This is a genomic window from Streptomyces vulcanius, assembly GCF_042653945.1.
Classification (GTDB): domain Bacteria; phylum Actinomycetota; class Actinomycetes; order Streptomycetales; family Streptomycetaceae; genus Streptomyces; species Streptomyces mangrovi.
On record NZ_JBHSFK010000036.1, the window covers coordinates 54,145 to 80,338 of the forward strand.

Consider the following 26,194-nt stretch of genomic DNA (forward strand, 5'->3'; position numbering starts at 1 on the left):
AACCAGCACCAAACTCACCTACTCATAGGAACCTACGAACCACCGACCCCCACCCCTTCAGAAGCCCGCACAAAACAACCTCGCCGCCTCCCGTTAGGCTGACCCCCGTGAACGTCCTCGTCATCGGCAGCGGCGCCCGCGAACACGCCCTGTGCCGCTCCCTGTCCCTCGACCCCGCCGTCACCGCGCTGCACTGCGCGCCCGGCAACGCCGGCATCGCCGAGGTCGCCGAGCTGCACCAGGTCGACGCCCTGGACGGCGGGGCCGTGGCCGCGCTGGCCGTGGAACTCGGCGCCGGGCTGGTCGTCGTAGGCCCGGAGGCGCCGCTTGTCGCCGGGGTCGCCGACGCCGTACGGGAAGCGGGGATTCCGGCCTTCGGTCCGTCGAAGGAGGCCGCGCGGCTGGAGGGGTCGAAGGCCTTCGCCAAGGAGATCATGGCCGGGGCCGGCGTCCCGACCGCCCGTTCGTATGTCTGCACGAACGCGGAGGAGGCCGCCGAGGCGCTCGACGCCTTCGGTGCGCCGTACGTCGTCAAGGACGACGGTCTCGCGGCCGGCAAGGGCGTCGTCGTGACCGACGACCTCGACGCGGCGAAGGCGCACGCCGCCGCCTGCGACCGGGTCGTCATCGAGGAGTTCCTCGACGGTCCCGAGGTCTCCCTCTTCGCGATCACCGACGGCGACACGGTCGTCCCGCTCCAGCCCGCCCAGGACTTCAAGCGCGCGCTCGACGGCGACGAGGGGCCGAACACCGGCGGCATGGGCGCGTACTCGCCGCTGCCGTGGGCCGACCCGAAGCTGGTGGAGGAGGTCCTGGAGACGGTTCTGCAGCCGACCGTCGACGAGCTGCGCCGCCGCGGCACCCCGTTCTCCGGGCTGCTCTACGCCGGTCTCGCGATCACCTCCCGCGGCGTCCGCGTCATCGAGTTCAACGCCCGCTTCGGCGACCCGGAGACCCAGGTCGTCCTGGCCCGCCTCAAGACCCCGCTGGCAGGCGTCCTGCTGGCGGCGGCCGAGGGCGAACTCGCCGACCTGCCGCCCCTGCGCTGGAAGGACGACGCGGCCGTCACCGTCGTCATCGCCTCGCACAACTACCCGGACACCCCGCGCACCGGCGATCCCATCACCGGCCTCGGCGCGGTCGTCGCCGAGGACGCCCCGCACGCCTACGTCCTGCACGCCGGGACCAGGCAGGACGGCGACGCCGTCGTCAGCGCCGGCGGTCGCGTCCTGTCCGTCACCGCGACCGGCGCCGACCTCGTCGAGGCCCGTGAACGGGCGTACCGGGCCGTCACGCGCATCGGCCTCGACGGCTCCCAGCACCGTACGGACATCGCGGAGAAGGCGGCGCGCGGCGCATAGCCGAGCCCGAGCAGCCATCCCGCCCCGACACCTTCCAGGCCCCGGCCCACCCGGACTCCCTCACGGAATTCCGGTGGAATCCGGGGCCTGATGCTTGCCCACTGTCATCCACCTTTCCCCAAAGCCATTCCATCGAGTGAGCGGTGGCCCATCCGGCTGACGGGGGCCGGAGCGCCAACTAGGGTGCGGCGCAAGCATTCGGGCACTTGGCCCACCGGCATTGCGATGTCAGTGGCGGGTGCCACAGTGGGGGAGTGAGCAAGAACAGGCGAGGCAGGGCTACGAGCACGGGGAGGGGGTGAGCCGAGTCGTGACCGGTATCGGAGTGGAGGCGGGCGCGCAGGCCGCGCGAGCCCGGGCGCTGGCGGTACTGCGCCTGCGCAGCCGGGCGCTGGCCGTCGCGTTGCTGCCCGCGGCTGCCGCCGTGATCCTGCTCGCCGGCGGTTCCACCGGGCATCTCGTGGGCCCGGGCTGGGACACCGCCCGCTGGGCGGTCTCCGCGGTCGCGGTCGTCGTCCTGCTCGCCGCCGGGATCGTGGCGCTCGTCGTCGCGCGCGCCCGGCCCGCCCTCAGTCCCACGGTCGCCGTCGCCGAGGAGGCGGCCCCCGACCTGTACCGGCTGGTGCGTGACCTCGCCGACCGGCTCGACGTCCCCGCGCCCTCCGCGATAGCGCTCACCCCGGACTGCGACAGCTGGCTGGAGGACCGTACCCACCCGGCCCACGGCCCGCCCCCGCCCCTTTCCGGCGACGAGATAGCCGGCGCGGGCTCCGGCTCCGGCCACCACCTCCACCGTCGTACGGCGACCGCGCCGGTCCTCGTCATCGGCTCCCCGTTCCTGTGGTGGATGCGTGTCGGCGAGCTGCGCGCCGTCCTCGCCCCGGTCGTCGCGGGTACGGGCCCTTCCGCGCACCCCGACATAGCCGCGGCCCGGCGCTTCGTGCGGGGGCTGGACGCCGCGGTGGCCGTGTCCGACGGCCGCGGAAGCTGTCCCGGCGTCCGTCTGGTCTGCGTGGGCATCGGCTGGGTCGCGCGGCTGATGCTGCGCGGCTGCCAGGTGCATGCCGCCGAGATGGAGCGGGGCGTGGCCGCGGCGGCTGCCGAGCGTGCACAGGCTGTGGACTACGGGCTGCGGATCGTCGCCCAGGAACAGGTGGGGCTCGCGTACGCGGGCTGGGACCGGCTGCTCACCCGGGTGGCGCTGCCCGCCTGGCGGATGGGCCGCTGGCCGTCCCGGCTGGACGCGGGTGTCGTCGCCGCCCTCACCGAACTGTCCCGGCGCGACCGCCTGGCCGAGGGCTTCGCGTCCCGGCTCGGCGAGCGTCCCGCCTGCGACCTGCTCGAAGAGCCCGGCGCCGTGGACGAGGCCGCCTCCCTGCTCGCCGCCCGCCTCTTCCACGGCGGCCCGGCGGAGGCCGGCCCGGACTGGGCGCCGGTGGACTGGCAGGAGTACCCGTACGAGGTCGTGGACCGGAAGTGGCGCACCGACGCCGCCCGTCTCCACCGCGTCCTCGACACCCTCGGCGTCTGCCCGACCCCGGAACGCGCGACCCCCCACGCCGCACCTCCACACCTCGGGGCCCCCGCCTCAGCGGCCCTCACGTCCCACCACTCCACCGGCCCCACGCTGGCCCGGGTACTGGACCACCTGACGGTCACGGGGGAGCCGGGCGCCGCCGGGGATTCGGAGGCCACCGGGGAGCTGGAGGGCGCTCAGGCGCCTGAGGCCGCGAGGGAGCCGCGTGTCGGCGAGGAGCCCGTCGCTGCGGGGGAGCCGGAACCTGCCGGGGAGCCGGAACCTGCCGGGGAGCCGGAGGCCACCGGGGAGTTGGAGGGCGCTCAGGCGCCTGAGGCCGCGAGGGAGCCGCGCGCCGACGAGGAGCCCGTCGCTGCGGGGGAGCCGGAACCTGCCGGGGAGCCGGAGGCCACCGGGGAGCTGGAGGGCGCTCAGGCGCCTGAGGCCGCGAGGGAGCCGCGTGCCGACGAGGAGCCCGTCGCTGCCGGGGAGCCGGAGGCCACCGGGGAGCTGGAGGGCGCTCAGGCGCCTGAGGCCGCGAGGGAGCCGCGCGCCGGCGAGGAGCCCGTCGCTGCCGGGGAGCCGGAACCTGCCGGGGATTCGGAGGCCGTCAGGGAGCCGAAGACCGCCAAGGCGTCGCGGGACGCTCAGGAACCCGGGGGCGCCGCAGCGCCGGAGAGCGTTGCTGAACTCGCACCCCTCGCCCTCACCCCGTACGCCGTCGAGAACCAGAGCAACCGCAGCGGCGACGACGGCGACGACGGCGACGACGGGAACGGCGACGGTGACCGCGACGGCGAAGACGCCCTCCCCGCCCCCAACCCCCGCAGCACCGCCCTCGCCGCCGGCCTGGGCACGGAGCTCGCCCGTGAGGAGGCCGCGGCCCCGCCCCCCGCGCCCACCGGAGGTCAGAGCGGCGGCCCCGACAACCCCTTCTGGGACGACGGCACGCTGCCCCTCTTCCCCCTCCAGCCCCCGCGCACCGACCGCGAACTCCTCGCCGACCACGTCACGGCGATGGTGTGCTGCGCCGCGATGGACACCGTCGGCGCGGCGCCCGGCCTGGACTGGCTGGACGGCCCGATCCTCCTCGTCGACGGCGAGCGCGTGGCCGACCTGGGGCCCCGCGTCCTGAGCCTGGTCGAGGACGGCGACGCGCGTCCGCTCCGCGCCTGGCTGGTGGAACTCGGCATACGCCCCGAGAAGCCCGTACGGCTTGGCTGAAGCCCGAAACGGACCCCCTGGTTCCACTTTCGGCCAATTCGCAACGAATAGTGACTGTCTGCGCGCGTTATGTGATGTGCTGGTACTGGCTCACGCCCATGGCATGGGCGTACGACATAGGACAGGTCAGGTACCGACAGCCGACCACGGGGGCACCAGGGAGGGGAGCGCCATGGCACCGGGACCGGAGCACATCCGCCGTTGGGAGTCGGGAGCACTGGCCCATGCCGTATCGGACCCCTTCGGCCAAGGTCCTGTCCCCTGGCTGCGCGGCAGCGAGACGTACTTCGACGACACCGGCCACGTAGTCCCCTGGTACGTCGACCCGGCGCCCGCCCCGACCGGGGGCGCCCCCCGCATCCCGGGCCCCCGCACCGCCCGCACCCGCAACACCCCCGCACCCGACGCTAGCGTCCCCCGCTCCGCCGACGACGTCCGCCGTCAGATCAAGGGCTTCGTCTCCACGGGCGCGGTCGCCCCCGGCGAGGCCGCCGACTTCCACATCACCGTCGACCCGCCCCAGGAGTTCGGCGTCGACATCTACCGCATCGGCCACTACGACGGCGACGGCGCCGCCAAGATCACCACCAGCCCGCGACTCTCCGGCATAGTCCAGCCCCCGCCCCTGACCGCCGACCGCACGGTCTCCTGCCACCACTGGTGGCTCTCCTGGCGGCTGCAGATCCCGTCGTACTGGAACGCGGGCGCATACGTCGCCGTCCTCACCACCGCCGACGGCTACCGCTCCCACATCCCCTTCACGGTCCGCGAGGACCGGCCCGCCGACCTGCTCCTACTCCTCCCCGACGTCACCTGGCAGGCCTACAACCTCTACCCCGAGGACGGCCGCACCGGCGCCAGCCTCTACCACGCCTGGGACGCGCAGGGCCGGCTCCTCGGCGAGGCCGACGCCGCGACCACGGTCTCCTTCGACCGCCCGTACGCGGGTGCCGGCCTCCCCCTCCACGTCGGCCACGCCTACGACTTCATCCGCTGGGCCGAGCGCTACGGCTACGACCTCGCCTACGCCGACGCCCGCGACCTGCACGCGGGGCACATCGACCCCACCCGCTACCGCGGCCTGGTCTTCCCCGGCCACGACGAGTACTGGTCGACGACCATGCGCCGGACCGTCGAACTCGCCCGCGACAGCGGCACCTCCCTCGTCTTCCTCTCCGCCAACACCCTGTACTGGCAGGTGGAGCTGGGCCCCTCGCCGTCCGGTGTCCCCGGCCGGCTGCTCACCTGCCGCAAGCGCAGGGGGCCCGGAAAGTCCGTGCTCTGGCGCGAGATCGACCGCGCCGAGCAGCAGCTGGTCGGCATCCAGTACGCCGGCCGGGTCCCGGAGCCGCACCCGCTGATCGTGCGCAACGCGGACCACTGGCTGTGGGAGGCGACCGGGGCGCACGAGGGTGAGCGCATCGAGGGCCTGGTCGCGGGCGAGGCCGACCGCTACTTCCCGCGCACCCCGCTCCCGCCCCACGAGGAACGCATCCTCCTCGCCCACTCCCCCTATTCCGACGCCGACGGAAGTCCGCGCCACCAGGAGACCTCCCTCTACCGCGCCCCCTCCGGCGCCCTGGTCTTCGCCTCCGGCACCTTCGCCTGGTCCCCGGCCCTGGACCGCCCCGGCCACGTCGACCCCCGCATCCAGCGCGCCACCGCCAACCTCCTCGACCGCATCTGCAAACGCGACTGACCCGCTGCCTCCGCTTGGTTTCCCATACGGGACAATCAAGCCCCAGGACAGAATCACGGGGAGGAACCGTGTCCGGATTCGTAGAAAAGCCCGAGCCCCTCGAGGTGCCGGGCCTGGTGCATCTGCACACCGGCAAGGTGCGCGAGCTGTACCAGAACGAGGCGGGCGACCTCGTGATGGTCGCCAGCGACCGCACGTCCGCCTTCGACTGGGTGCTGCCGACCGAGATCCCCGACAAGGGCCGCATCCTCACCCAGCTCTCCCTGTGGTGGTTCGACCAGCTCGCCGACCTGGTCCCGAACCACGTCCTCAGCACGGAACTCCCGGCCGACGCCCCCGCCGACTGGGCCGGCCGCACGCTCGTCTGCAAGTCGCTGCGGATGGTCCCCGTCGAGTGTGTGGCCCGCGGCTACCTCACCGGCTCCGGCCTGGTCGAGTACGACGCGTCCCGCACGGTCTGCGGCCTCGCCCTCCCCGAGGGCCTGGTCGACGGCAGCGAACTCCCCGCCCCGATCTTCACCCCGGCCACCAAGGCCGCCGTCGGCGAGCACGACGAGAACGTCTCCTACGAGGAGGTCGCCCGCCAGGTCGGCGCCGAGACCGCCGCCCAGCTCCGCCAGGCGACCCTCGCCGTCTACGGCCGGGCCCGGGACATCGCCCGCGACCGGGGCATCATCCTCGCGGACACCAAGTTCGAGTTCGGCTTCGAGGACGACGGCCTTGTCCTCGCCGACGAGGTCCTCACCCCGGACTCCTCCCGCTTCTGGCCGGCCGACCAGTGGCAGCCGGGCCGCGCGCAGCAGTCGTACGACAAGCAGTTCGTCCGGGACTGGCTGACCTCGGCCGAGTCGGGCTGGGACCGCGCGAGCGAGCAGCCCCCGCCGCCGCTGCCCGAGCCCATCGTCGAGGCGACCCGCGCGAAGTACGTCGAGGCATACGAACGCCTGACAAGCACCACCTGGGCGTAACGCCTTCAACGCGTTGGGCGCAACGCGAAAAGCCCCCGGGGAACCGGGGGCCTCACTGGAGTTGCACTCTCGAACTGGAGCGGACGACGAGGTTCGAACTCGCGACCTCAACCTTGGCAAGGTTGCGCTCTACCAACTGAGCTACGTCCGCAGTGCGCCGAAGCGCGAAGCCAACTATACCCAACCCCGCTCGCGGGCGAGACGTACTGCCGCGTGACGGTTCTCCGCCCCGAGTTTGGAGGCGGCCGACGAGAGATAGTTCCGTACCGTCCCCGGTGACAGCGCGGCCCGTTCGGCGATCTCCGTGACCGGCGCCCCGTCGGCGGCGAGTTCGAGTACCTCCGCCTCGCGCAAGGTCAGCGGGGAATCCCCGGCGGCGATCGCGTCGGCGGCCAACTCGGGATCGACGTACCGGTTTCCCGCGTGCACGGTCCGGATGATCTCCGCGATCCGCTGGGCGCTCACCGTCTTCGGGACGAATCCCCGCACCCCAGCCGCCAGCGCCCGCTTCAGATGCCCCGGCCTGCCGTGACTCGTGACGATCAGCACGCGGCATGCGGGCAGTTCGGCCCGCAGCGATGTGGCGACCTTCACACCGTCCGCGCCCGGCATCTGGAGATCGAGCACCGCCACGTCCGGTGAATGGGCCCGCGCCATCGCGAGCGCCTCCGGCCCGGTGGCCGCCTCGGCGACGACCACCAGGTCGTCCTCCAGGGACAGCAGCGCGGCCAGCGCACCCCGGATGAGGTGCTCGTCGTCGGCCAGCAGCACCCGAACCGTCATGAAGCGACCTCACCCACCACGTTCTGCACGCTCTTCCCGCCAGTCTCGGACTCCCCGCTCGTCTCGTTCCTCCCGCTCGTCTCGTTCCTCCCGCTCTTCTCGTTTCTCCCGCTCAGCGGCACCTCGGCCACCACCCGGAACAGCCCCGCCCCGGCGAAGCCGGCCTGGAGCGTCCCGTCGACCTGCCGCAACCGCTCCCGCAGCCCGGCGAGCCCGGAACCCCCGCCCCCGCTTCCGGTGGCCTCCGCGCCGTCGTTCTCCACCGTCAGCACCACGCGCTCCTCCGTCACCCGCAGCCCCACCGAACAGTGCCCGGCATCCCCGTGCCGCAGCACGTTCGTCGTCGTCTCCCGTACCACCCACCCGAGTGCCGACTGCACCTCACCGGGCAGCCCCCCGGCCTCCCCACGCACCTCGCAGACGATCCCGGCAGCCGTCAACACCCCCTGTGCACCGGCGAGTTCGACGCCCAGATCGGCGTCCCGATAGCCCCGTACGACGGCCCGTACCTCTCGCTGCGACTCCTGCGCTATCCGCTGCACCTCGATCATCTGCTCCACGGCCTCCGGCCGCCCACGCCGGGCCAGCTGCACGGCCAGCTCGCTCTTGAGGGCGATCACCGCGAGGTTGCGCCCCATCACATCGTGCAGATCCCGCCCGAACCGCAGCCGCTCCTCGGCGACCGCGAGCCGCGCACGAGTATCCCGGGCCTCGTCGAGCTCGTAGACGGCGTCGAGCAGCCAGACGGAGAAGACGGCGGTGAAGGCGAGCAGCCCGCAACCGAGGAAGATGCCGAGCACGCTGAGCGCGACGGCCGGCGCGGGGACTCCCAGCGGGAACGAGACCGCTCCCGTGCCGACGGCGAATCCGCCCACGATCGCGTACACGTGCCGTCGTTCGCGCACGCCGAGCGTGATGACCCCGGGCCCGACGATCATGACGATTGCGAAGACCCCGCCCGCGGTGGCGGCGACGCTGTCGTGGTCCGGCCCGTGCTCGGCGATTCCGATGGCCAGGACGGCTATGGCGATGGTCAGGGTGGCGAGCGTCCACAGCAGCCGCACGGGCCGCGCCCGCCGCCCCCGGGTCCAGTCCAGCGCCCGGGACGCCGTGAGCATGGAGACCGTGGCGTGCAGTGCCACGAGGGCCAGCAGCGTTCCGCCGAGCCCCGGTCCCAGCGCGCCGAGGGACGGCAGCCCGATCCCCGCGACCTCGCTCACGCCGAAGAAGTGGAACGACCCTCGCGTGTACGTCTCGAACTTCTCCGGCGTGCTCTTCCGCCGCCACCAGCCCCCCGGACCGCGCATGTTCCCGTCGCCCCCCGTTCTCAGCGCCTGGGCTCCCACCGGAACCACCGTCGTACAGCAAACACCGCCAGTGCGGTCCAGGCCAGCGCGGTGCCGATGGCTCCCAGAGCGTCGTGCACGCCCAGGTCGCCGGTCCAGCCACCGCGCACGAGGGTGATCACCGGTGTCAGTGGCAGCAGTTCGCAGGCGGACGCCAGGTTGTCTGGCAGCAGTTCCAGGGGGACGGTCACCCCGGAGCCGATCATCGAGACGAACACCATCGGCATGGTGGTGACCTGGGCGCTCTCCACGGTCCGGGTCAAGGCCGCGGTGACCGCCGCCAGCGCCGCGCACAGCACCAGCCCGAACAGCAGCCCCAGGACGGCGAGCTGGGGCGCCTCGGGCGCGGGTATGTCGAGCAGGACGGTGGATCCCGCGACCAGCACCAGGGACTGCACCAGGCCCGTGGTGAGGACGGGCAGCGCCGTGCCGGACAGGATCTCGGCGTCCCGCAGCTCGCCGGTGCGCAGCCGCTTCAGCACGAGTTCCTCGCGCCGTGCTGTGTAGATGGCGGCCAGCGCCGAGTACACCCCGAACAGCAGCGAGAAGCCGATCGCCGCGGGCAGCAGCACCAGACCGGTGGTGAGACCGGCGTCCGCCACGTCCATGTCGTCGACCACCGAGGTCAGGCTGACCGGCAGCACGAGCGGCACCAGCACCGCCGTCAGGAGGGTGCTTCTGCTCCGCCCGAGCAGGGTCAGCTCGGCCCGCGCGAGGGCGGCCATCCGACCGGCCGGTGTGGTCACCGCGGTCGCTTCCCGGGCGACGGACTTCCCGCCGACGGTGTTCCCACTGACGGACTTCCCGCCGACGGTGTTCCCACTGACGGACTTATCACCGGCGGACTTCCCGCCGACGGTGTTCCCGCCTGCCGTGTCCCCGCTCATGCCGCGACCCCCTCGACCGCCGTACGTTGCGACGCCTCCCGGGCGATCCCCAGGAACGCCTCCTCCAGCGAGGCCGACCGCACGTCCAGCCCGCGCAGCTCGACCCCGGCTTCCTCGGCCCACACGAGCAGCCCGGTGGCCGCCCGCTGCAACTCCCGCGTGCGCAGCCGTATGACGCGCCCCTCGACCTCGTGACCGGACACCCCGAGGGTGTTCAACGGGGGCAGGTCGCCCACGAAGTACCCCTGGGGCAGCTCGAACGTGATCCGGGACGGCTGGGCGGCCGTCACCTCGGCGGGAGTCCCGGTGGCCGCGACCCGCCCTTCGTGCAGGATGGCCAGCCGGTCGGCGAGCTGCTCGGCCTCCTCCAGGTAATGGGTGGTCAGCAGCACGGTCGTACCGGAGTCGCGCAGAGTGCGGACCAGGTCCCAGGTAGCGCGGCGGCCCTCGGCGTCCAGGCCGGTGGTCGGCTCGTCCAGGAACAGCACCTCGGGATCGCCGAGCAGTGCGAGCGCCAGGTCGAGGCGCCGCCGCTCACCCCCGGACAGCTGCTTGACGCGTACGGCGGCCCGCGCGGCGAGCCCGACCAGGGCCAGCGCCTCCCCGACCGGCCGTGCTCCGCTCACGCAGCCCGCCCACATCCGCGCGGTCTCGGCGACGGTCAGCTCGGACGGGAAACCGCCCTCCTGGAGCATCACGCCGGTGCGCGGCCGTACGGCGGCCCGCTCGGCGTACGGATCGTGGCCGAGGACGCGGATCCGCCCGCCGTCGGGGCGCGCGAGCCCCTCGAGAAGCTCCACGGTCGATGTCTTTCCGGCGCCGTTGGTACCGAGCAGCGCGAAGACCTCGCCGCGGCCGACGTGGAAGGAGATCCCACGGACCGCTTCGAACCCGCCCCCGTACACACGCCGGAGGTCGGTGACCTCAATCACGTGTTCATTCGTGTCCATGCCTCAAGGCTCCCGGCAGACGAGGTCTGGCGGCAGTGCGAGGTGTCACCACTCCCCATGACAAATGTCAGACGGACAACCGACATAGGGCACACACGAAAAGACCCCGGTCCTGCAGGACCGGGGTCTTCACTGGAGCGGACGACGAGGCTCGAACTCGCGACCTCAACCTTGGCAAGGTTGCGCTCTACCAACTGAGCTACGTCCGCATTGCATCCGACCGGCTTTCACCGACCGGCGCGAGCACCAGCCTACCTGATCCACAACCGTGGTCAGGACGGCGATGCAGAGCGGGTGACAGGAATCGCACACTGCGCCTTCCCCCTGGAAGGGGGATGTTCTGCTACTGAACTACACCCGCGTGGCCTCCGTGAGCTGGGCTTTTCGGCCCTGCCCGGCGGCGTGCTCCAGACATTAGCCGACCATGTGGGGGGTAACGCAAGTCGGTTGTCCCCAGGGCCCGCTGACGGACCCGGGGGGCAACCGGAGGAGCCTACGGCTCACTGCGCCTCGGAGAACGCCTCGTAGACCTTCTTGGGGATGCGCCCGCGGGCGGGCACCTCCATCTTGTTCGCCTGCGCCCAGGCGCGGACCGCCGCCGGGTCGGGGGCGATCTCCGTCTGCTTGTACGCCTTGCCGGACCGCGACCGCTTGCGGCCGGCGTCCACGTAGGGCGCGAGCGCCTTACGCAGTTTCTTGGCATTGGCTTCATTCAGGTCGATCTCGTACGACTTGCCGTCGAGTCCGAAGGCGATCGTTTCCGCCGCTTCCGAGCCGTCGATGTCGTCAAAGAGAGTGACCACGACCTTCTGCGCCACGAATATCGGTCCCTTCGTGCGACAGCTCTGCGATGACGTGCCAGGACGTCACGGAGATGTCGGCTGTTCGCCAGTAACGGGGCAAAGTATCGGCTATTGCCAATTCATTTGTACAGTGCCCGGCAATCGAATGTGAAGCCCGACTAAATCTCCCCGCGTGTCCCGGCGCAATACCCGGCCGGGATCTACCCCCGGATCTTTCCCTGAACTTTTCGTGAAGGCACTGGTCCGATACCTGATCGTGATGGCGCTCACGTACCTTCCTACAACTCTACTCGCGTAGAAATTTTGTACGGGTAGTCTGAAGGTACCTGTCGGAGACACCGCAGGAGCCTGCTCAGCACCACACCACCGGGAGTGCCAGTGGCACGCGTCGTAGTCGACGTCATGCTCAAGCCGGAGATCCTCGACCCCCAGGGCCAGGCGGTGCAGCGCGCACTGCCGCGGCTGGGTTTCGAAGGCATCTCCGACGTACGTCAGGGAAAGCGATTCGAACTGGAAGTTGACGGTCCGGTCGACGAGGCCGCCCTCGCCCGCATCCATGATCTTGCGGAATCCTTCCTCGCCAACACCGTGATCGAGGACTTCACGGTCCGCGTTGATGAAGTCGCGGAGGCAGCGAAGTGACCGCTCGTATTGGCGTCGTCACTTTCCCGGGCAGCCTCGACGACCGTGACACTCAGCGCGCGATCCGTCTCGCGGGCGCCGAACCGGTCGCTCTCTGGCACAAGGACAAGAACCTCCATCAGGCCGACGCCGTCGTCCTCCCCGGTGGTTTCTCCTACGGCGACTATCTTCGCGCCGGCGCCATCTCCCGCTTCTCCCCGGTGATGGAGACCGTCATCGAGCAGGCGAAGGCCGGCCTGCCGGTCCTCGGTATCTGCAACGGCTTCCAGATCCTCACCGAGGCCCATCTGCTTCCGGGCGGGATGCTCGGCAACGACCACCTCCACTTCATCTGCCGCGACCAGAAGCTGCGGGTGGAGAACGCGGACACCGCCTGGACCGCCGACTACGAGTCCGGCCAGGAGATCCACATCCCGCTGAAGAACATGGACGGCCGCTACGTCGCCGACCAGCACACGCTCGACGAGCTGGAGGCGGAGGGCCGCGTCGCCTTCCGCTACCTGGACTTCAATCCCAACGGCTCGCTCAACGACATCGCCGGCATCACCAACGCGGCCGGGAACGTCGTCGGCCTGATGCCGCACCCGGAGCACGCCGTCGAGCCCCTCATCGGCTCCGGCCGCACCGACGGTCTGCCGTTCTTCACCTCGATCCTCAAGAAGCTGGTCAACGTATGAGCCGGACGCCTCTGGACACGGTCGAGCACGCGGCCGCGACCCCCGACGTCGAGCTGCCCTGGGCCGAACTCGGCCTGAAGAAGGACGAGTACGAGCGGGTGGTGGAGATCCTCGGCCGCCGCCCGACCGGCGCCGAACTCGCCATGTACTCCGTCATGTGGTCCGAGCACTGCTCGTACAAGTCCTCCAAGGTCCATCTGCGCCAGTTCGGCGAGAAGGCCCCGCAGAGCGACGCCCTGCTCGTCGGCATCGGCGAGAACGCGGGCGTGGTCGACGTCGGCCAGGGCTACGCCGTGACCTTCAAGGTCGAGTCGCACAACCACCCCTCCTATGTCGAGCCCTACCAGGGCGCGGCCACCGGCGTCGGCGGCATCGTCCGCGACATCATCGCCATGGGTGCCCGCCCGGTCGCCGTCGTCGACCCGCTGCGCTTCGGCGCCGCCGACCACCCCGACACCAAGCGCGTCCTGCCGGGCGTCGTCGCCGGCATCGGCGGCTACGGCAACTGCCTGGGCCTGCCCAACATCGGCGGCGAGGTCGTCTTCGACGCCTGCTACCAGGGCAACCCGCTGGTCAACGCCGGCGCCATCGGCGTCATGCGGCACGAGGACATCCACCTCGCGAAGGCCTCCGGCGCGGGCAACAAGGTCATCCTGTACGGCGCCCGCACCGGCGGCGACGGCATCGGCGGCGCGTCGATCCTCGCCTCCGAGACCTTCGACGACGCCAAGCCCTCCAAGCGCCCCGCCGTCCAGGTCGGCGACCCCTTCCAGGAGAAGCTCCTCATCGAGTGCACCCTGGAGGCCTTCAAGGAGAAGCTGGTCGTCGGCATCCAGGACCTCGGCGCGGCCGGCCTGTCCTGCGCGACGAGTGAGCTGGCGTCCAACGGCTCCGGCGGCATGCGCGTCACCCTCGACGACGTCCCGCTCCGCGACTCCACCCTCTCGCCCGAGGAAATCCTCATGAGCGAGTCGCAGGAACGCATGTGCGCGGTCGTCGAGCCCGAGAAGGTCGACCGCTTCCTCGAGATCTGCGACAAGTGGGACGTCATCGCCACCGTCATCGGTGAGGTCACCGACGGCGACCGGCTGGAGATCTACTGGCACGGCGGCAAGATCGTCGACGTCGACCCGCGCACCGTCGCCCACGACGGCCCGGTCTACGAGCGCCCCTACGCCCGCCCGTCCTGGCAGGACGCCCTCCAGGCCGACGACGCGAACAAGCTGCCCAGGCCGGCGACCTCGGACGAGCTGAAGCAGCAGGTTCTCAAGCTGGTCGGCTCGCCCAACCAGGCCTCCAAGCGGTGGATCACCTCCCAGTACGACCACTTCGTGCAGGGCAACACCGTCCTCGCCCAGCCCGAGGACTCCGGCATGATCCGGATCGACGAGGAGTCCGGCCTCGGCGTCGCCATCGCCACGGACGGCAACGGCCGGTACGCCAAGCTCGACCCCTACCACGGCGCCCAGCTGGCCCTCGCCGAGGCCTACCGCAACGTCGCCACGACCGGTGCCAAGCCGCTCGCCGTCTCCGACTGCCTGAACTTCGGCTCCCCCGAGGACCCCGCGGTCATGTGGCAGTTCGCCGAGGCCGTCCGCGGTCTCGCCGACGCCTGCCTCCAGCTCGGCACGCCCGTCACCGGCGGCAATGTCTCCCTCTACAACCAGACGGGCGAGATCGCCATCCACCCGACCCCCGTGGTCGCGGTCCTCGGTGTCATCGACGACGTCGCACGCCGCACCCCGGTCGCCTTCCAGGAGGAGGGCCAGCTGCTCTACCTCCTCGGCGACACCCGCGAGGAGTTCGGCGGCTCGGCCTGGTCGCAGGTCGTCCACGACCACCTCGGCGGACTGCCCCCCAAGGTCGACCTGGAACGCGAGCGCCTGCTGGCCGAGATCCTGATCTCCGCGTCCCGCGACGGCATGATCGACTCCGCGCACGACCTGTCCGACGGCGGTCTGATCCAGGCGGTCGTGGAGTCCGCGCTGCTCGGCGGCAAGGGCGCGCGACTGGTCGTACCGGACGGGCTCGACGCCTTCACCTTTCTCCTCTCCGAGTCCGCCGGCCGCGCCGTCGTCGCCATCCCGCGCTCGGAGGAGCTCCGCTTCAACGACATGTGCGGCGCCCGGGGCCTCCCGGTCACCCGCATCGGTGTCGTCGACGGCGACACCGTGGACGTCCAGGGCGAGTTCACCCTCTCCCTGGAGGAACTGCGTGAGATCCACGAGCAGACGATCCCGGCGCTGCTCGCGTAACCAGCAGTAGCAGTAGTTAGTAGCAGGTGAGTCGTACGACGACCGAGGCCCCGCCGCCCACCGAACCGGCCGGGGCCTTCGCCGTTTCCAGCCGTTCCCTGGTTCCTCTCGCCTACGCCGCTGTCACCCGTTCCCTTGTCGGTTCCGGAGTGTTCCGGGCCGGGCGGGGGCGGGGCAGCAGGAGGCCGAGTATCAGGCAGAGGGTCATGACGGCGGCCCCGCAGAGGAACACCGTGTCGAGGGCGGACACGTACGACTCCAGTCCCGTGGTCCTGGCCGCGCCCGAAAGGGAGGCGAGGGGGCCCGGGCCGTCGTACAGGCGGGTTGTCAGGGTGCCGAAGAGGGCCGCGCCCAGTGCTGTGCCCAGGGTCTGGAAGAAGCGGATGGCGGTGGTCGCGACGCCGAGCTGGTGGCGGGGTGCCGCCTCCTGGACCAGTTGGATGAGCTGGCCGATCAGGGTGCCGAAGCCCATGCCGACGAGGAGCAGATAGGCCCGCAGCAGCCACAGGGAGGTGTCGGCGCCGAGTGTGGACAGGAGGAGGAAGGCGACCGCGGCGATCGCCGAGCCTGCGACGGTGAAGGTCCGCTCGGGCCAGCCCCGTTCGGCGAGCTTTGCGGAGCCGATGCCGACGGCTGTCATACCGATGGCCATGGGGATGAGATACAGCCCCGCCGAGGAGCTCTCGATGCCTCGGGCGACCTGCAGATAGACCATCACGTAGTACATGGCGCCCACCATGGCCGCGCCCATCAGTCCCTGGATCGCGAAGCCCCACCGCAGCTCCGGCACCCGGAACATGGACAGCGGGAGGATCGGCTCCGCGGCGGTGACCTGGCGCCACAGGAACAGCCCCAGGGCTGCCAGTGAGGCCAGGGCCAGGGACACGATCTGCGGTGACGACCAGGCGTACTGCTTGCCTCCCCACTCGGTGACCAGCAGCAGGGTCGTGGAGAACGCGGCGGCCAGGGCCGCGCCGAGGAAGTCGATGCGCCGGCGCTCGGTGTGCCGGGGCAGTTTCAGGACCAGGCCGCCGAGGACCAGGACGGCGAGGCCGAGCGGCAGGTTGACGTAGAAGATCCAGCGCCAGCTCGCGTGGTCGGCGAGCAGCCCGCCGATCCACGGGCCGAGCGCCATGCCGCCGCCGGAGACGATCCCGCCCATGCCGGCGCCTTTGGCGTCCTTCTCGCCGGGGCCTCTGAGCTGGGCGATCACCACCATCGTGACACTCATCAGACCTCCGGCGCCGACGCCCTGCACGGCCCGCGCGGCGACCAGCTGGCCTATCGACTGGGCTGCCCCGCACAGCGCCGAGCCGAGCAGGAACGTGCCGACGGCGCCCAGGAACACCCGCTTCGCGCCGAGGACGTCGCAGAACTTGCCGTACAGCGGGAGCACCGCGGCCGAGGCCAGCGCGAAGGCACTGACCAGCCAGGGAATCTTGTCGATGCCGTGATCGGGGTCCAGGTCGCGGACGATCGGGACGGTGGCCGCGGACACGATCTGCATGTCCAGGACGGCCAGCACGATCGTCACGAGGCAGACGAGGAAGCCGATCCGGCGTTGGGTCTCGGTCATGGCACCACGATGACCGCCAATGGTGGACTGGGTCAATGTTTTATCCGGTATGACTTTTGATCCACGATGAAAAATAGCCTGGGCTTAAATTTCGTCTTGGTACAGTAGTGTCATGGCTGCTGGGGCTGAGGCGACGATGGGGCTGCGCGAGCGCAAGAAGCTGCAGACCGCGCTGCGGATCTACCGGACCGCGGTGGAGCTGTTCCTGGAGAAGAGCTTCGACGCGGTCTCGGTGCAGGAGATCGCGGACGCCGCCGAGGTCTCGAAGATGACCGTGTTCAACTACTTCGGGAGCAAAGAAGATCTGGTCTTCCGGCCCATCGAGGAGCACTTCTCCGACGCCGCCCGCGCCGTGCGCGACCGTGCGCCCGGCGAGTCCGCGGTGGCCGCCGTGCGGCGCCAGTTCCTGGAGATGGTCGAGACCCGGGACCCCTCGGTCGGCCTGCACGCCGAGCCGTACGCCCGCCGGATCCGCCAGCTCATCATCGACACACCCGTACTGATGGAGCGTGCGTACCTCACCTCCGAGAAGGGCGCCCGCGCGCTCGCCGACCAGCTCACGGAGGAGACCGGCGACGCCACGCTCGCCCTCATCGCCGCCGCCACCCTCAGCGCGGCCCGCAATGCCCTGGTCGAGGAACATCACCGCCGCATCGACGCCGGCGAGACCGTCGATGAGGTCGCCCGCGACGCCGCGGATCGCGCCCGCGACGCCTTCGCCCTGGTGGAGAACGGCCTGCGGGACTTCGCCCGTCGGCAGTGAGTGGGAGGCCGACGGGACTCACCGGCTCGCCTTGGCCCGCCCGACCGAGCTGCCTGCCGCGCCCCGATCATCTACGCGCCCCGGCTCCCCGCGCCCACCTCTCGGCCCCGCACCCCCGCCCACTAGGCTCCCCGTCATGCCTCCGGTCAAGAAGCGTGCGCGTACCTATGACCCCGGTAGGACCAGGGCCGCGGTCCTGGCGCAGTTCGGGAACGTTCGGGAGGCCGTCGGCGGCCTCACCCCCGCGCAGCTCGCGCTGCCGACGCGGCTCGGGGAGTGGACCGTACGGGATCTGGTCGCGCACTTCGGGATGGCCCTCGGCGCCGTCACCCTGCTGCTCGGCCGGCCCGAGCCGCAAGGCAAGGCCGGTGCGCTGGTCGACTGGCCGCCCGCGATCGGCCCGGAGGCCCCGGCCATCGCCGACCGCGCCCGCGACCTCGCCGAGCACCACCCGGACCCGGTGGCCCATCTCGCCGACACCGAGCGGCACTTCACCGCCGCCCTCGCCGAACACCCCGGCACCCGGCTGCTCGACACCAACGCGGGTCCCCTCCCGCTCGACGACTACGTCGTCACCCGCACCGTCGAACTCGTCGTCCACACCGACGACCTGAACGCCGCCGTCCCCGGACTCGACGTCCCCCTCGACCGTCAGGCACTGGCCGCCGCCACCCGCCTCCTCGCCGACACCCTCGCCGCGGCGGCGCCCGGCGGCGCGACCGAGGTGCGGGTGCCGCCGTACGCCGTCGTGCAGTGCGTCGAGGGGCCGAGGCACACCCGTGGCACCCCGCCCAACGTCGTCGAGACCGACCCGCTCACCTGGGTCCGGCTGGCCACCGGCCGGCTGACCTGGCGGGAGGCCGTGGCCGAGGGGAAGGTGACCGCGAGCGGCGAACGAGCCGACCTGGAAGGACTCCTGCCCGTCATGTCCTGAGCGGCGGCAGCCGCAATCCGCCCATCTCCCGCCCCGCAGTCCGCCGATTGGTGTGCGACACCTCACTCGTGAATACAGAACGCGACCGTCCACGCGCGTCCGCGTTGTCGGGCCGACCGCCGACGGATTGCCGTATAGCGCATGTGACCTGCGGAAATCAGTCGATCATGGACGTGTCCACCGGACGATGATCCAGTTACCGGCAGGTATCCCCAATTCGGACCAGTGGTCGACCTCGCCTACACTCGGAAGCGTGCCACGTGGTGACGGTCGACTCAGTCATGATCTGCTCCCCGGCGAGAAAGGCCCCCAGGACGCTTGCGGCGTCTTCGGAGTCTGGGCTCCCGGTGAAGAGGTCGCCAAGCTCACTTACTTCGGGCTCTACGCCCTCCAGCATCGAGGCCAGGAATCCGCGGGAATCGCGGTCAGCAACGGCTCACAGATCCTTGTCTTCAAGGACATGGGCCTCGTCTCCCAGGTCTTCGACGAGACCTCGCTCGGTTCGCTCCAGGGTCATATCGCGGTCGGACACGCCCGCTACTCGACCACCGGCGCCTCCGTGTGGGAGAACGCCCAGCCGACGTTCCGCGCCACCGCGCACGGCTCGATCGCGCTCGGCCACAACGGCAATCTCGTCAACACCGCCCAGCTCGCCGAGATGGTCGCCGACCTGCCCAAGCAGGACGGCCGCACCCCGCGCGTCGCGGCGACCAACGACACCGACCTGCTCACGGCCCTCCTGGCCGCCCAGGTCGACAAGGACGGCAATCCGCTGACCATCGAGGAGGCCGCCCACGCGGTGCTCCCGCAGGTCGCGGGCGCCTTCTCGCTCGCCTTCATGGACGAGCACACCCTTTACGCGGCCCGCGACCCGCAGGGCATCCGTCCGCTGGTCCTCGGCCGCCTGGAGCGCGGCTGGGTCGTCGCCTCCGAGACCGCCGCCCTCGACATCACCGGCGCCAGCTTCGTCCGGGAGATCGAGCCGGGCGAGTTCATCGCCATCGACGAGAACGGCCTCCGCGCCTCTCGATTCGCGGAAGCGAAGCCCAAGGGCTGCATCTTCGAGTACGTGTACCTGGCCCGGCCCGACACCGACATCGCCGGCCGGAACGTGTACCTCTCCCGCGTGGAGATGGGCCGCAAGCTCGCCAAGGAAGCACCCGTCGACGCCGATCTGGTCATAGCGACCCCGGAGTCCGGCACCCCCGCCGCCGTCGGCTACGCGGAGGCCTCGGGCATCCCCTTCGGCAACGGCCTGGTCAAGAACGCCTACGTCGGCCGGACCTTCATCCAGCCCTCGCAGACCATCCGCCAGCTCGGCATCCGTCTGAAGCTGAACCCGCTCAAGGAAGTCATCAAGGGCAAGCGCCTGGTCGTCGTCGACGACTCGATCGTGCGTGGCAACACGCAGCGCGCCCTGGTGCGGATGCTCCGCGAGGCGGGCGCGGCGGAGGTCCACATCCGGATCTCCTCGCCCCCCGTCAAGTGGCCCTGCTTCTTCGGCATCGACTTCGCCACGCGCGCGGAGCTCATCGCCAACGGCATGACCACCGACGAGATCGGCACCTCGCTCGGCGCCGACTCCCTGGCGTACATCTCCCTCGACGGCATGATCGAGGCGACCACCATCGCCAAGCCGAACCTCTGCCGCGCCTGCTTCGACGGCGAGTACCCGATGGAGCTCCCGGACCCCGAACTGCTCGGCAAGCAGCTCCTGGAGACCGAACTGGCGGCCGGTCCGGCAGCCACGGCCGCGGCCGACGCGATCCGTCGCCCGTAAGCCTCGTAGGCCTCCCAGAAACCAACCCGAAAGATCCCAGGCAATGTCTGAGACCCACGTATCCGGCGTTTCCGGTACATCTGGTGCATCCGGTGTATCCGGTGCCTCCTACGCGGCCGCCGGCGTCGACATCGAAGCGGGCGACCGCGCGGTGGAGCTGATGAAGGAGTGGGTGAAGAAGACGCAGCGCCCCGAGGTCCTCGGCGGCCTCGGCGGCTTCGCCGGCCTCTTCGACGCCTCCGCCCTCAAGCGCTACGAGCGTCCGCTCCTCGCCTCCGCCACGGACGGCGTCGGCACGAAGGTCGACATCGCCCGGCAGCTGGGCGTCTACGACACCATCGGCCACGACCTGGTCGCCATGGTCATGGACGACATCGTGGTGTGCGGCGCCGAGCCGCTGTTCATGACCGACTACATCTGCGTCGGCAAGGTCCACCCGGAGCGGGTCGCCGCCATCGTCAAGGGCATCGCCGAAGGCTGTGTGCTGGCCGGCTGCGCCCTCGTCGGCGGCGAGACGGCCGAACACCCCGGCCTGCTCGGCGAGGACGACTTCGACGTCGCCGGCGCCGGTACGGGCGTCGTGGAGGCCGACCGGCTGCTCGGCGCGGATCGCATCCGTACGGGTGACGCGGTGATCGCCATGGCGGCCTCCGGCCTTCACTCCAACGGGTACTCCCTGGTCCGGCACGTGCTGCTGAACCAGGCCGGACTGTCGCTGGACGCGCGCGTGGAGGACTTCGGCCGCACGCTCGGCGAGGAGCTCCTGGAGCCCACCAAGATCTACTCGCTGGACTGCCTCGCCCTCACCCGTACGACGGACGTGCACGCCTTCTCGCACATCACCGGCGGCGGACTCGCGGCCAACCTGGCCCGGGTCGTCCCCGACGGGCTGCACGCGATTGTCGACCGCTCCACCTGGACCCCGGCGCCGGTCTTCGACCTCGTCGGAAGGACCGGCAAGGTCGAGCGGCTGGAGCTGGAGAAGACCCTGAACATGGGCGTCGGCATGATCGCGATCGTGCCCGAGGAGTCGGCGGACGTGGCCCTGGCCACACTCGCCGACCGAGGCGTCGAGGCCTGGATCGCCGGCGAGATCACCGAGCGCGGCGAGCACACCACCGGAGCCGAACTGGTCGGTGACTACGCCGGCTGAGTCCTGTGGACAGCACAAGACCCGGTCGGTGACCGAAGTCACCGACCGGGTGAATGCTCAAACAAGGTCAAGCGCCGCGACGGTGTTGTTGGTGCGAGGAGTCCTCGTCCTCGTCGTCATCGTCCCCGTACAACTCGGCGTACCGTGCGTACGGGTCGTCGTCTTGCTCATCGTCATCGTCCTCGAACGGTTCGCCATTCGGCGGCATGTTCGATGGCGATGCGCCCAGCTCTTCGGCCAGGCGTGAGAGATCTGTCCCGCCGCTGTTGTACTTCAGCTGGCGGGCGACCTTCGCTTGCTTGGCCTTGGCCCGGCCGCGCCCCATGGCTCGACCCCCTCAACGACGGGGCTCGCTGGCCCCAGGTTGACACGCGTTCATGATCCAGAACGGTCTCTCCTCGGAGAGCCCGCCGTAGGGCTCCCACGGTACCTGAGCCCACGCCCGTACGGTACGTCGCCCGTACGAAGCGCGTGTGCGCAGGACCTTTGAGACGCCCCGTCCTCGCTGGTCAGTGGCGATTTTAACCACTTATCGGCGGACGACCCGCCGGGAAGAGTGAGAGTTCTCTCTAACTTTCCACCCGGCGGTACCGACCAAACCCGGGGCGGCCCCGCGCGGGGCCGCCACCGGAATCTCACCATCCACGCGCGCGTGCCGCCTCGTGCATCCGGAGTTCGGCGATCCGGTCGGCCGCCGCGGCCGGCGGAATCCCGTCCTCCTTCGCACGTGCGAAGATCTCGAGCGTGGTGTCGAAGATCTTCGCGGCCTTCGCCCGGCACCGCTCGAAGTCGAAGCCGTGCAGTTCGTCGGCGACCTGGATGACCCCGCCGGCGTTCACCACGTAGTCCGGCGCGTAGAGGATCCCGCGGTCCGCGAGGTCCTTCTCGACACCCGGGTGGGCGAGCTGGTTGTTGGCCGCGCCGCACACGATGCGCGCCGTCAGCGCGGGCACCGACTCGCCGTTCAGCGCTCCGCCCAGTGCGCAGGGGGCGTAGATGTCGAGCCCGTCGACCCGGATCAGCGCCTCGGTGTCCGCGACGACGGCCACGGACGGGTGCCGGTCGGCGATCCGCCGTACGGCGTCCTCGCGCACGTCGGTGATCACGACCCGGGCGTTCTCCGCCAGCAGGTGTTCCACGAGGTGGTGGCCGACCTTGCCGACCCCCGCGACGCCGACCGTACGGCCGCGCAGCGACGGGTCGCCCCACAGGTGCCGCGCGCTGGCCCGCATGCCCTGGTAGACACCGAAGGCGGTCAGGACCGAGGAGTCGCCCGCGCCCCCGTTCTCCGGGGACCGCCCCGTCGTCCAGCGGCACTCACGGGCCACGACGTCCATGTCGGCGACATAGGTGCCGACATCGCAGGCGGTCACGTACCGCCCGCCCAGCGAGGCCACGAAACGGCCGTAGGCGAGCAACAGCTGTTCGGTTTTGATCCCTTCGGGATCCCCGATGATCACGGCCTTCCCGCCGCCGTGATCCAGCCCGGCCATGGCGTTCTTGTACGACATCCCGCGCGCAAGGTTCAGCGCGTCGTCGACGGCCTCCGCCTCGGTCGCGTACGGGTAGAAGCGGGTGCCTCCGAGCGCGGGGCCCAAGGCGGTGGAGTGGAGGGCGATGACGGCCTTGAGGCCGCTGGCACGGTCCTGGCAGAGCACGACTTGCTCATGACCGCCCTGGTCCGAGTGGAACAGGGAGTGCAGGACGCCGTTGTCTACGACGGTCACGGTGGTGACTCCTGGGTAACTTGCGGCGGTCGGGACACAGGCTCCCAAGGGGTGGCGGGGGCCTGTGGGACGAGCGTAGGCCCTGGACGGCCGGACGAACCGGCAGTGTTCGGGATCACCTCCTACCGGAGTACGCCCGCATGGCGCCCATGCGACGATTTCCCTGATTTTCCCTGGGTGGCCGCGTCTTCCGGCGTGGATCGGTTTCGTGGCCTTCCGGCATGGATCGGTCGTGCTCCTCCGGCTGGATCGGTCGCCCGAGTGATCAGGTTTCCCGGCCCGGTGGCGGGGGAGGGAGCAGGCGTGCCCAAGGTGTCCTCGGTGATCGTCCCGTACGCGTCGTACCTGCGCGTGTACGAGCCACTGGCCGCCTTCCCGGAGCCCGAGCGCAGCCACTGGGCGCGCTACGCCCGCCGCCCCGACCAACCCTCCTACCAGGACGAACTGCGCCGCTCGCTGGCCGACCTGCTGCCCATCCCGCCGGTCGCGGTCCCGGTGCACGAGAGCAGCGACGCGTTCGTGCTCGACGTGGACGGCGTGCTGTGCGTGTGCCCCTGGCGCACCCGGCTGCGCGGCTGGCAGGCCCTGGCCGAGCTGGGCGACGAACTGCCCCGGCCGGTCCTGGAGGCGGTGCTGCCCGAGGTCGTCCGGGCGCAGGCCGCCAAGGACTACGAGCGCTGGCGCGAGCGCAACCCCGACGCCCGCCCCTGGATCCGCACGGCGACCTGGCAGGTGCCGCTGGACTGGTTCGTGCTGGTCTCGGACGACGAACGGGCGTACGAGAAGGGCACGGCCGAGGTGGCGCCGGTGCTGCGCTACCGCACGCCGATGGTGCAGGCGCGGCGCCGGGTGGCCCGGGGGCTGCGCGCGCTCAAGGAGGCCATGGACGAGGGGCCGCTCATCGACGGGCTGCTGGACGTCGGACGGTGGCTGGAGGAGTTCCATCCGCGTTCGCTTGTGGAACTGGATTACGGCGGCCTGGTGCACACCCTCCCGGCCGGCGATCTGGAGGACGACCACTCGGCGGCCGACGTGGCCGCGGGCATCCAGGCGCTGCGGACCGGGGACGGGGCGGCGGCGGGCGAGGCGTACGAGCGGCTCGTGGAACGGTGGCGGTCGGTCCGGGACCGCCGGTCCGCCAACTGATCCCCGACCGCCCCCCACTGATCCCCGACCGATCTGGCATACCGGTCGGCCGACCGACCGGTATGTTGATGCTGTGAACTGATGATGTGGCAGACGTGACAGCGCTTTCGTAAGTGACGTGCGTCACGGCCGAAATGGGTCGAACAGCGTACGGTCGGCGGAACTTCACGGAACTGACGGGACGTAGGTCCCGATCCGGGCTTTTGTCCCAAGGGTGACGGACCGCACGTACACGGCCCTTGCGTCGCTTGCCCCTCCTCGTGCCAAAATAGGACAAGGAGTCCGGGGAGGGCTCCATCCGCCTACTTATGCTCCATGGTGGGGGGAATCTCTGCATTGCACGCTTTGGGGGGTCTGGTGACTCCTGAGCGCCCCTGTGACTGATCGTCACAGTGACGTGACTGTCCGCTATGGCATGGTCCATCGGCTTCCGTCGCCGATGAACACCTGGGGGGCAATTCCATCGGTTTGGCCGACGCGGCTGGACAGATGGTGTAGTTGTAGTGCCGAGGACAAGCCGTTCGTCCTATAACCGACTCGACTCGCGTCCGCCATTTCGGGCAACGCGGGTCAAGGTGCAGAATTTAGAGGAAAGAACCGAGAAGGTTCGGTTCTCCCGAGGAGGCCGCTCATGACCGCTCGCACCCCTGATGCTGAGCCGCTGCTGACCCCGGCTGAGGTCGCCACAATGTTCCGCGTCGACCCCAAGACGGTCACGCGGTGGGCGAAGGCCGGCAAGCTCACGTCGATTCGCACGCTCGGCGGACACCGCCGTTACCGCGAGGCAGAGGTCCGTGCCCTGCTGGCGGGTATTCCGCAGCAGCGCAGCGAGGCCTGAACAACTGAATAACAGGGCAAAACGCCAGGTCCCCCAACCTGTCGGGCCGCCCGAAACCTAGCTCCAAGCGACGTGGGTCCTGCCCCAACAGGTCCCTCGCCCACATGGAACGTCGTCGATCGCGCTGGACTCCGCCGGGTCCAGCGCGATCTTTTTTGTGCGCTGGGAGTCGGTTCCGGGAGGGTTTCGCGTCGCTCTGTGAGCGTCCTTGTCGGAGTGTGGGGAAGCTCTGGGGAGGCTCTTGGGAGGGTTGCTGGGGGCATCCTCCAGAGTGGTGCAATTGCACATATTAAATTGACTAGTTGTAGGAGACTGGTAAGAAGGCCCGGTTCCAAAACTTATGCCGTGACACCTGTCACATGCCAGTGTCCTTGTCGTCGAAGGCTTGGGTGCGCTAAAGGGGATGGCGGGGGAGCGCTTGCATCCATCGCCCGTGCCCCGTACGGCTGTTGAGGGTGAGGGTCAGGTGATCTCACGCGAGCTCAGCTCGCCGGCGGGCCGGCCGGGCGGCTCTCACTCCCGGAGACCTGCGCGGAGCCTTCCACGGGGGCCTGGGAGGGCAGGGGAGCCCCGTCCGTCGCCAGCCGCAGTAAGCGGTGGCAGATCGGGCAGTGGCGGGTCAGATGCCGATACGACGACGCGGCCGACAGATGCGCGCGGAGCAACGCCCGCGTCTCGTGCCTAGCCGACGCCGCCATACGACACCTCCAGCCGGACCACGCGGGGAACGGGCCCTGAGTTCTGGGTACCGAGGGAAAGTGACGCCGTCAAGGGAACCGACGGGTATGCAACCACCTGGAAACCTGCGGTGTGAGCCGCGCGGGCGATGGCATGCCGAAGGGCCCGCATCCTCAACCGGGATACGGGCCCTTCGTTTACTGCGGTCCTGACGGGATTTGCTGTACCCGATTGCGGCTGCGCCGCGGGCGCGGCCTCCACCTTGACAGGGTGGCAGGTTGGCCTGTGCGGGCGGCGGCATGCCGAAGGGCCCGCATCCTCACCGGGATACGGGCCCTTCGTTACTGCGGTCCTGACGGGATTTGAACCCGCGGCCTCCACCTTGACAGGGTGGCGAGCACTCCAAACTGCTCCACAGGACCAGGTTTTGCGGCATTTTGTGCTGCGCTGTGCTGCGAGAAGGACTGTACAGGAGGGCGCGCCCGCTG

At 70.5% G+C, this 26,194-nt stretch carries 22 protein-coding genes and 4 tRNA genes; 13 read left to right on the plus strand and 13 right to left on the minus strand.

The annotated features are described in order from the left end of the window. Window positions 1-107 precede the first annotated feature (107 nt). From purD to ACFPIH_RS40595, 4 genes are all read left to right on the plus strand, one after another. On the plus strand, window positions 108-1,361 hold the full coding sequence (gene purD, locus ACFPIH_RS40580; protein WP_381171374.1) for a phosphoribosylamine--glycine ligase: 1,254 nt from the start codon (window positions 108-110) through the stop codon (window positions 1,359-1,361). Window positions 1,362-1,671: 310 nt separating this feature from the next. After that, the gene (locus ACFPIH_RS40585) at window positions 1,672-4,101 is read left to right on the plus strand and encodes a hypothetical protein (RefSeq protein ID WP_381171376.1); all 2,430 of its coding nucleotides are present in this window, start codon (window positions 1,672-1,674) and stop codon (window positions 4,099-4,101) included. A gap of 172 nt (window positions 4,102-4,273) precedes the next feature. Further along, window positions 4,274-5,800, plus strand: a complete 1,527-nt coding sequence (locus ACFPIH_RS40590) for a N,N-dimethylformamidase beta subunit family domain-containing protein (RefSeq protein ID WP_381171378.1) — start codon at window positions 4,274-4,276, stop codon at window positions 5,798-5,800. 68 nt (window positions 5,801-5,868) lie between these two features. Then, window positions 5,869-6,768, plus strand: a complete 900-nt coding sequence (locus ACFPIH_RS40595) for a phosphoribosylaminoimidazolesuccinocarboxamide synthase (RefSeq protein WP_381171380.1) — start codon at window positions 5,869-5,871, stop codon at window positions 6,766-6,768. 75 nt (window positions 6,769-6,843) lie between these two features. Here the strand turns inward: ACFPIH_RS40595 and ACFPIH_RS40600 are convergent. The 8 genes from ACFPIH_RS40600 to ACFPIH_RS40635 all read right to left on the minus strand — a co-directional run bounded on the left by ACFPIH_RS40600 (window position 6,844) and on the right by ACFPIH_RS40635 (window position 11,552). Beyond that, a tRNA-Gly gene (locus ACFPIH_RS40600) sits at window positions 6,844-6,919 on the minus strand. A gap of 23 nt (window positions 6,920-6,942) precedes the next feature. After that, window positions 6,943-7,551 carry a response regulator gene (locus tag ACFPIH_RS40605; protein WP_381171382.1) on the minus strand — a complete coding sequence of 203 codons (609 nt, stop codon included), beginning with the start codon at window positions 7,549-7,551 and terminating at the stop codon, window positions 6,943-6,945. After that, entirely contained in the window at window positions 7,548-8,858 is a 1,311-nt protein-coding gene (locus ACFPIH_RS40610) for a sensor histidine kinase (protein WP_381171384.1), read from the minus strand. The genes ACFPIH_RS40605 and ACFPIH_RS40610 overlap by 4 nt, the downstream gene beginning before the upstream one ends. A 20-nt stretch (window positions 8,859-8,878) precedes the next feature. Further along, window positions 8,879-9,622 (minus strand): ABC transporter permease, encoded by a 744-nt coding sequence (locus ACFPIH_RS40615; protein ID WP_381171488.1) that lies wholly within the window; start codon window positions 9,620-9,622, stop codon window positions 8,879-8,881. 158 nt (window positions 9,623-9,780) lie between these two features. Next, window positions 9,781-10,734 (minus strand): ABC transporter ATP-binding protein, encoded by a 954-nt coding sequence (locus ACFPIH_RS40620; protein WP_381171386.1) that lies wholly within the window; start codon window positions 10,732-10,734, stop codon window positions 9,781-9,783. A 133-nt stretch (window positions 10,735-10,867) separates the two neighbouring features. Further along, window positions 10,868-10,943: transfer RNA gene (locus ACFPIH_RS40625), tRNA-Gly, on the minus strand. An 80-nt stretch (window positions 10,944-11,023) separates the two neighbouring features. Then, window positions 11,024-11,095: transfer RNA gene (locus ACFPIH_RS40630), tRNA-Gly, on the minus strand. A 139-nt stretch (window positions 11,096-11,234) separates the two neighbouring features. Beyond that, on the minus strand, window positions 11,235-11,552 hold the full coding sequence (locus ACFPIH_RS40635) for a histone-like nucleoid-structuring protein Lsr2 (protein ID WP_381171388.1): 318 nt from the start codon (window positions 11,550-11,552) through the stop codon (window positions 11,235-11,237). Window positions 11,553-11,915: 363 nt separating this feature from the next. Between ACFPIH_RS40635 and purS the strand changes: the two genes are divergently transcribed. The 3 genes from purS to purL are packed head-to-tail and all read left to right on the plus strand — an operon-like array spanning window position 11,916 to window position 15,111. Next, entirely contained in the window at window positions 11,916-12,179 is a 264-nt protein-coding gene (gene purS / locus ACFPIH_RS40640; RefSeq protein ID WP_093501106.1) for a phosphoribosylformylglycinamidine synthase subunit PurS, read from the plus strand. Beyond that, window positions 12,176-12,856, plus strand: a complete 681-nt coding sequence (gene purQ / locus ACFPIH_RS40645) for a phosphoribosylformylglycinamidine synthase subunit PurQ (protein WP_381171390.1) — start codon at window positions 12,176-12,178, stop codon at window positions 12,854-12,856. The genes purS and purQ overlap by 4 nt, the downstream gene beginning before the upstream one ends. Continuing rightward, complete coding sequence (gene purL / locus ACFPIH_RS40650; RefSeq protein WP_381171392.1) at window positions 12,853-15,111, plus strand: phosphoribosylformylglycinamidine synthase subunit PurL; 2,259 nt, start codon at window positions 12,853-12,855, stop codon at window positions 15,109-15,111. The genes purQ and purL overlap by 4 nt, the downstream gene beginning before the upstream one ends. Window positions 15,112-15,223: 112 nt before the next feature. On the opposite strand, the gene ACFPIH_RS40655 is transcribed toward purL, so the two are convergent. Next, entirely contained in the window at window positions 15,224-16,687 is a 1,464-nt protein-coding gene (locus tag ACFPIH_RS40655; protein ID WP_381171394.1) for an MFS transporter, read from the minus strand. A 112-nt stretch (window positions 16,688-16,799) separates the two neighbouring features. Here ACFPIH_RS40655 and ACFPIH_RS40660 point away from each other — a divergent pair, with 112 nt between their 5' ends. The 4 genes from ACFPIH_RS40660 (at window position 16,800) to purM (ending at window position 21,317) form a co-directional block, all read left to right on the plus strand. Continuing rightward, complete coding sequence (locus tag ACFPIH_RS40660; RefSeq protein WP_381171396.1) at window positions 16,800-17,450, plus strand: TetR/AcrR family transcriptional regulator; 651 nt, start codon at window positions 16,800-16,802, stop codon at window positions 17,448-17,450. A 136-nt stretch (window positions 17,451-17,586) separates the two neighbouring features. Then, window positions 17,587-18,384 carry a maleylpyruvate isomerase family mycothiol-dependent enzyme gene (locus ACFPIH_RS40665; RefSeq protein WP_381171398.1) on the plus strand — a complete coding sequence of 266 codons (798 nt, stop codon included), beginning with the start codon at window positions 17,587-17,589 and terminating at the stop codon, window positions 18,382-18,384. 253 nt (window positions 18,385-18,637) lie between these two features. Further along, on the plus strand, window positions 18,638-20,164 hold the full coding sequence (purF, locus tag ACFPIH_RS40670) for an amidophosphoribosyltransferase (protein ID WP_381171400.1): 1,527 nt from the start codon (window positions 18,638-18,640) through the stop codon (window positions 20,162-20,164). Window positions 20,165-20,207: 43 nt separating this feature from the next. Next, window positions 20,208-21,317 carry a phosphoribosylformylglycinamidine cyclo-ligase gene (gene purM, locus ACFPIH_RS40675; protein ID WP_381171402.1) on the plus strand — a complete coding sequence of 370 codons (1,110 nt, stop codon included), beginning with the start codon at window positions 20,208-20,210 and terminating at the stop codon, window positions 21,315-21,317. A gap of 67 nt (window positions 21,318-21,384) precedes the next feature. On the opposite strand, the gene ACFPIH_RS40680 is transcribed toward purM, so the two are convergent. Next, entirely contained in the window at window positions 21,385-21,642 is a 258-nt protein-coding gene (locus tag ACFPIH_RS40680) for a DUF3073 domain-containing protein (protein WP_381171404.1), read from the minus strand. A 310-nt stretch (window positions 21,643-21,952) separates the two neighbouring features. Then, window positions 21,953-23,044, minus strand: coding sequence for a Leu/Phe/Val dehydrogenase (locus tag ACFPIH_RS40685; RefSeq protein ID WP_381171406.1), 1,092 nt, complete (start codon window positions 23,042-23,044; stop codon window positions 21,953-21,955). Between the two features lie 303 nt (window positions 23,045-23,347). Here ACFPIH_RS40685 and ACFPIH_RS40690 point away from each other — a divergent pair, with 303 nt between their 5' ends. Further along, on the plus strand, window positions 23,348-24,190 hold the full coding sequence (locus ACFPIH_RS40690; protein ID WP_381171408.1) for a DUF8083 family protein: 843 nt from the start codon (window positions 23,348-23,350) through the stop codon (window positions 24,188-24,190). A 631-nt stretch (window positions 24,191-24,821) separates the two neighbouring features. Next, complete coding sequence (gene bldC / locus ACFPIH_RS40695) at window positions 24,822-25,028, plus strand: developmental transcriptional regulator BldC (protein WP_003949541.1); 207 nt, start codon at window positions 24,822-24,824, stop codon at window positions 25,026-25,028. A 482-nt stretch (window positions 25,029-25,510) separates the two neighbouring features. On the opposite strand, the gene ACFPIH_RS40700 is transcribed toward bldC, so the two are convergent. Both ACFPIH_RS40700 and ACFPIH_RS40705 read right to left on the minus strand, forming a co-directional pair. Next, window positions 25,511-25,726, minus strand: coding sequence for a DUF6274 family protein (locus ACFPIH_RS40700; RefSeq protein ID WP_381171410.1), 216 nt, complete (start codon window positions 25,724-25,726; stop codon window positions 25,511-25,513). Window positions 25,727-26,053: 327 nt separating this feature from the next. Next, window positions 26,054-26,128, minus strand: a tRNA-Asp gene (locus ACFPIH_RS40705). Between the last annotated feature and the right edge of the window lie 66 nt (window positions 26,129-26,194).

Excerpts from the sequence above, each read along its gene's own strand:
- ACFPIH_RS40590 (WP_381171378.1), top strand. The coding sequence starts at position 4,274 with ATGGCACCGGGACCGGAGCACATCCGCCGTTGGGAGTCGGGAGCACTG.
- ACFPIH_RS40605 (WP_381171382.1), bottom strand. The coding sequence starts at position 7,551 with ATGACGGTTCGGGTGCTGCTGGCCGACGACGAGCACCTCATCCGGGGT.
- ACFPIH_RS40610 (WP_381171384.1), bottom strand. The coding sequence starts at position 8,858 with ATGCGCGGTCCGGGGGGCTGGTGGCGGCGGAAGAGCACGCCGGAGAAG.
- ACFPIH_RS40615 (WP_381171488.1), bottom strand. The coding sequence starts at position 9,622 with ATGGCCGCCCTCGCGCGGGCCGAGCTGACCCTGCTCGGGCGGAGCAGA.
- ACFPIH_RS40620 (WP_381171386.1), bottom strand. The coding sequence starts at position 10,734 with ATGGACACGAATGAACACGTGATTGAGGTCACCGACCTCCGGCGTGTG.
- purL (WP_381171392.1), top strand. The coding sequence starts at position 12,853 with ATGAGCCGGACGCCTCTGGACACGGTCGAGCACGCGGCCGCGACCCCC.
- ACFPIH_RS40655 (WP_381171394.1), bottom strand. The coding sequence starts at position 16,687 with ATGACCGAGACCCAACGCCGGATCGGCTTCCTCGTCTGCCTCGTGACG.
- ACFPIH_RS40660 (WP_381171396.1), top strand. The coding sequence starts at position 16,800 with ATGGCTGCTGGGGCTGAGGCGACGATGGGGCTGCGCGAGCGCAAGAAG.
- ACFPIH_RS40665 (WP_381171398.1), top strand. The coding sequence starts at position 17,587 with ATGCCTCCGGTCAAGAAGCGTGCGCGTACCTATGACCCCGGTAGGACC.
- purM (WP_381171402.1), top strand. The coding sequence starts at position 20,208 with ATGTCTGAGACCCACGTATCCGGCGTTTCCGGTACATCTGGTGCATCC.
- ACFPIH_RS40680 (WP_381171404.1), bottom strand. The coding sequence starts at position 21,642 with ATGGGGCGCGGCCGGGCCAAGGCCAAGCAAGCGAAGGTCGCCCGCCAG.
- bldC (WP_003949541.1), top strand. The coding sequence starts at position 24,822 with ATGACCGCTCGCACCCCTGATGCTGAGCCGCTGCTGACCCCGGCTGAG.
- ACFPIH_RS40700 (WP_381171410.1), bottom strand. The coding sequence starts at position 25,726 with ATGGCGGCGTCGGCTAGGCACGAGACGCGGGCGTTGCTCCGCGCGCAT.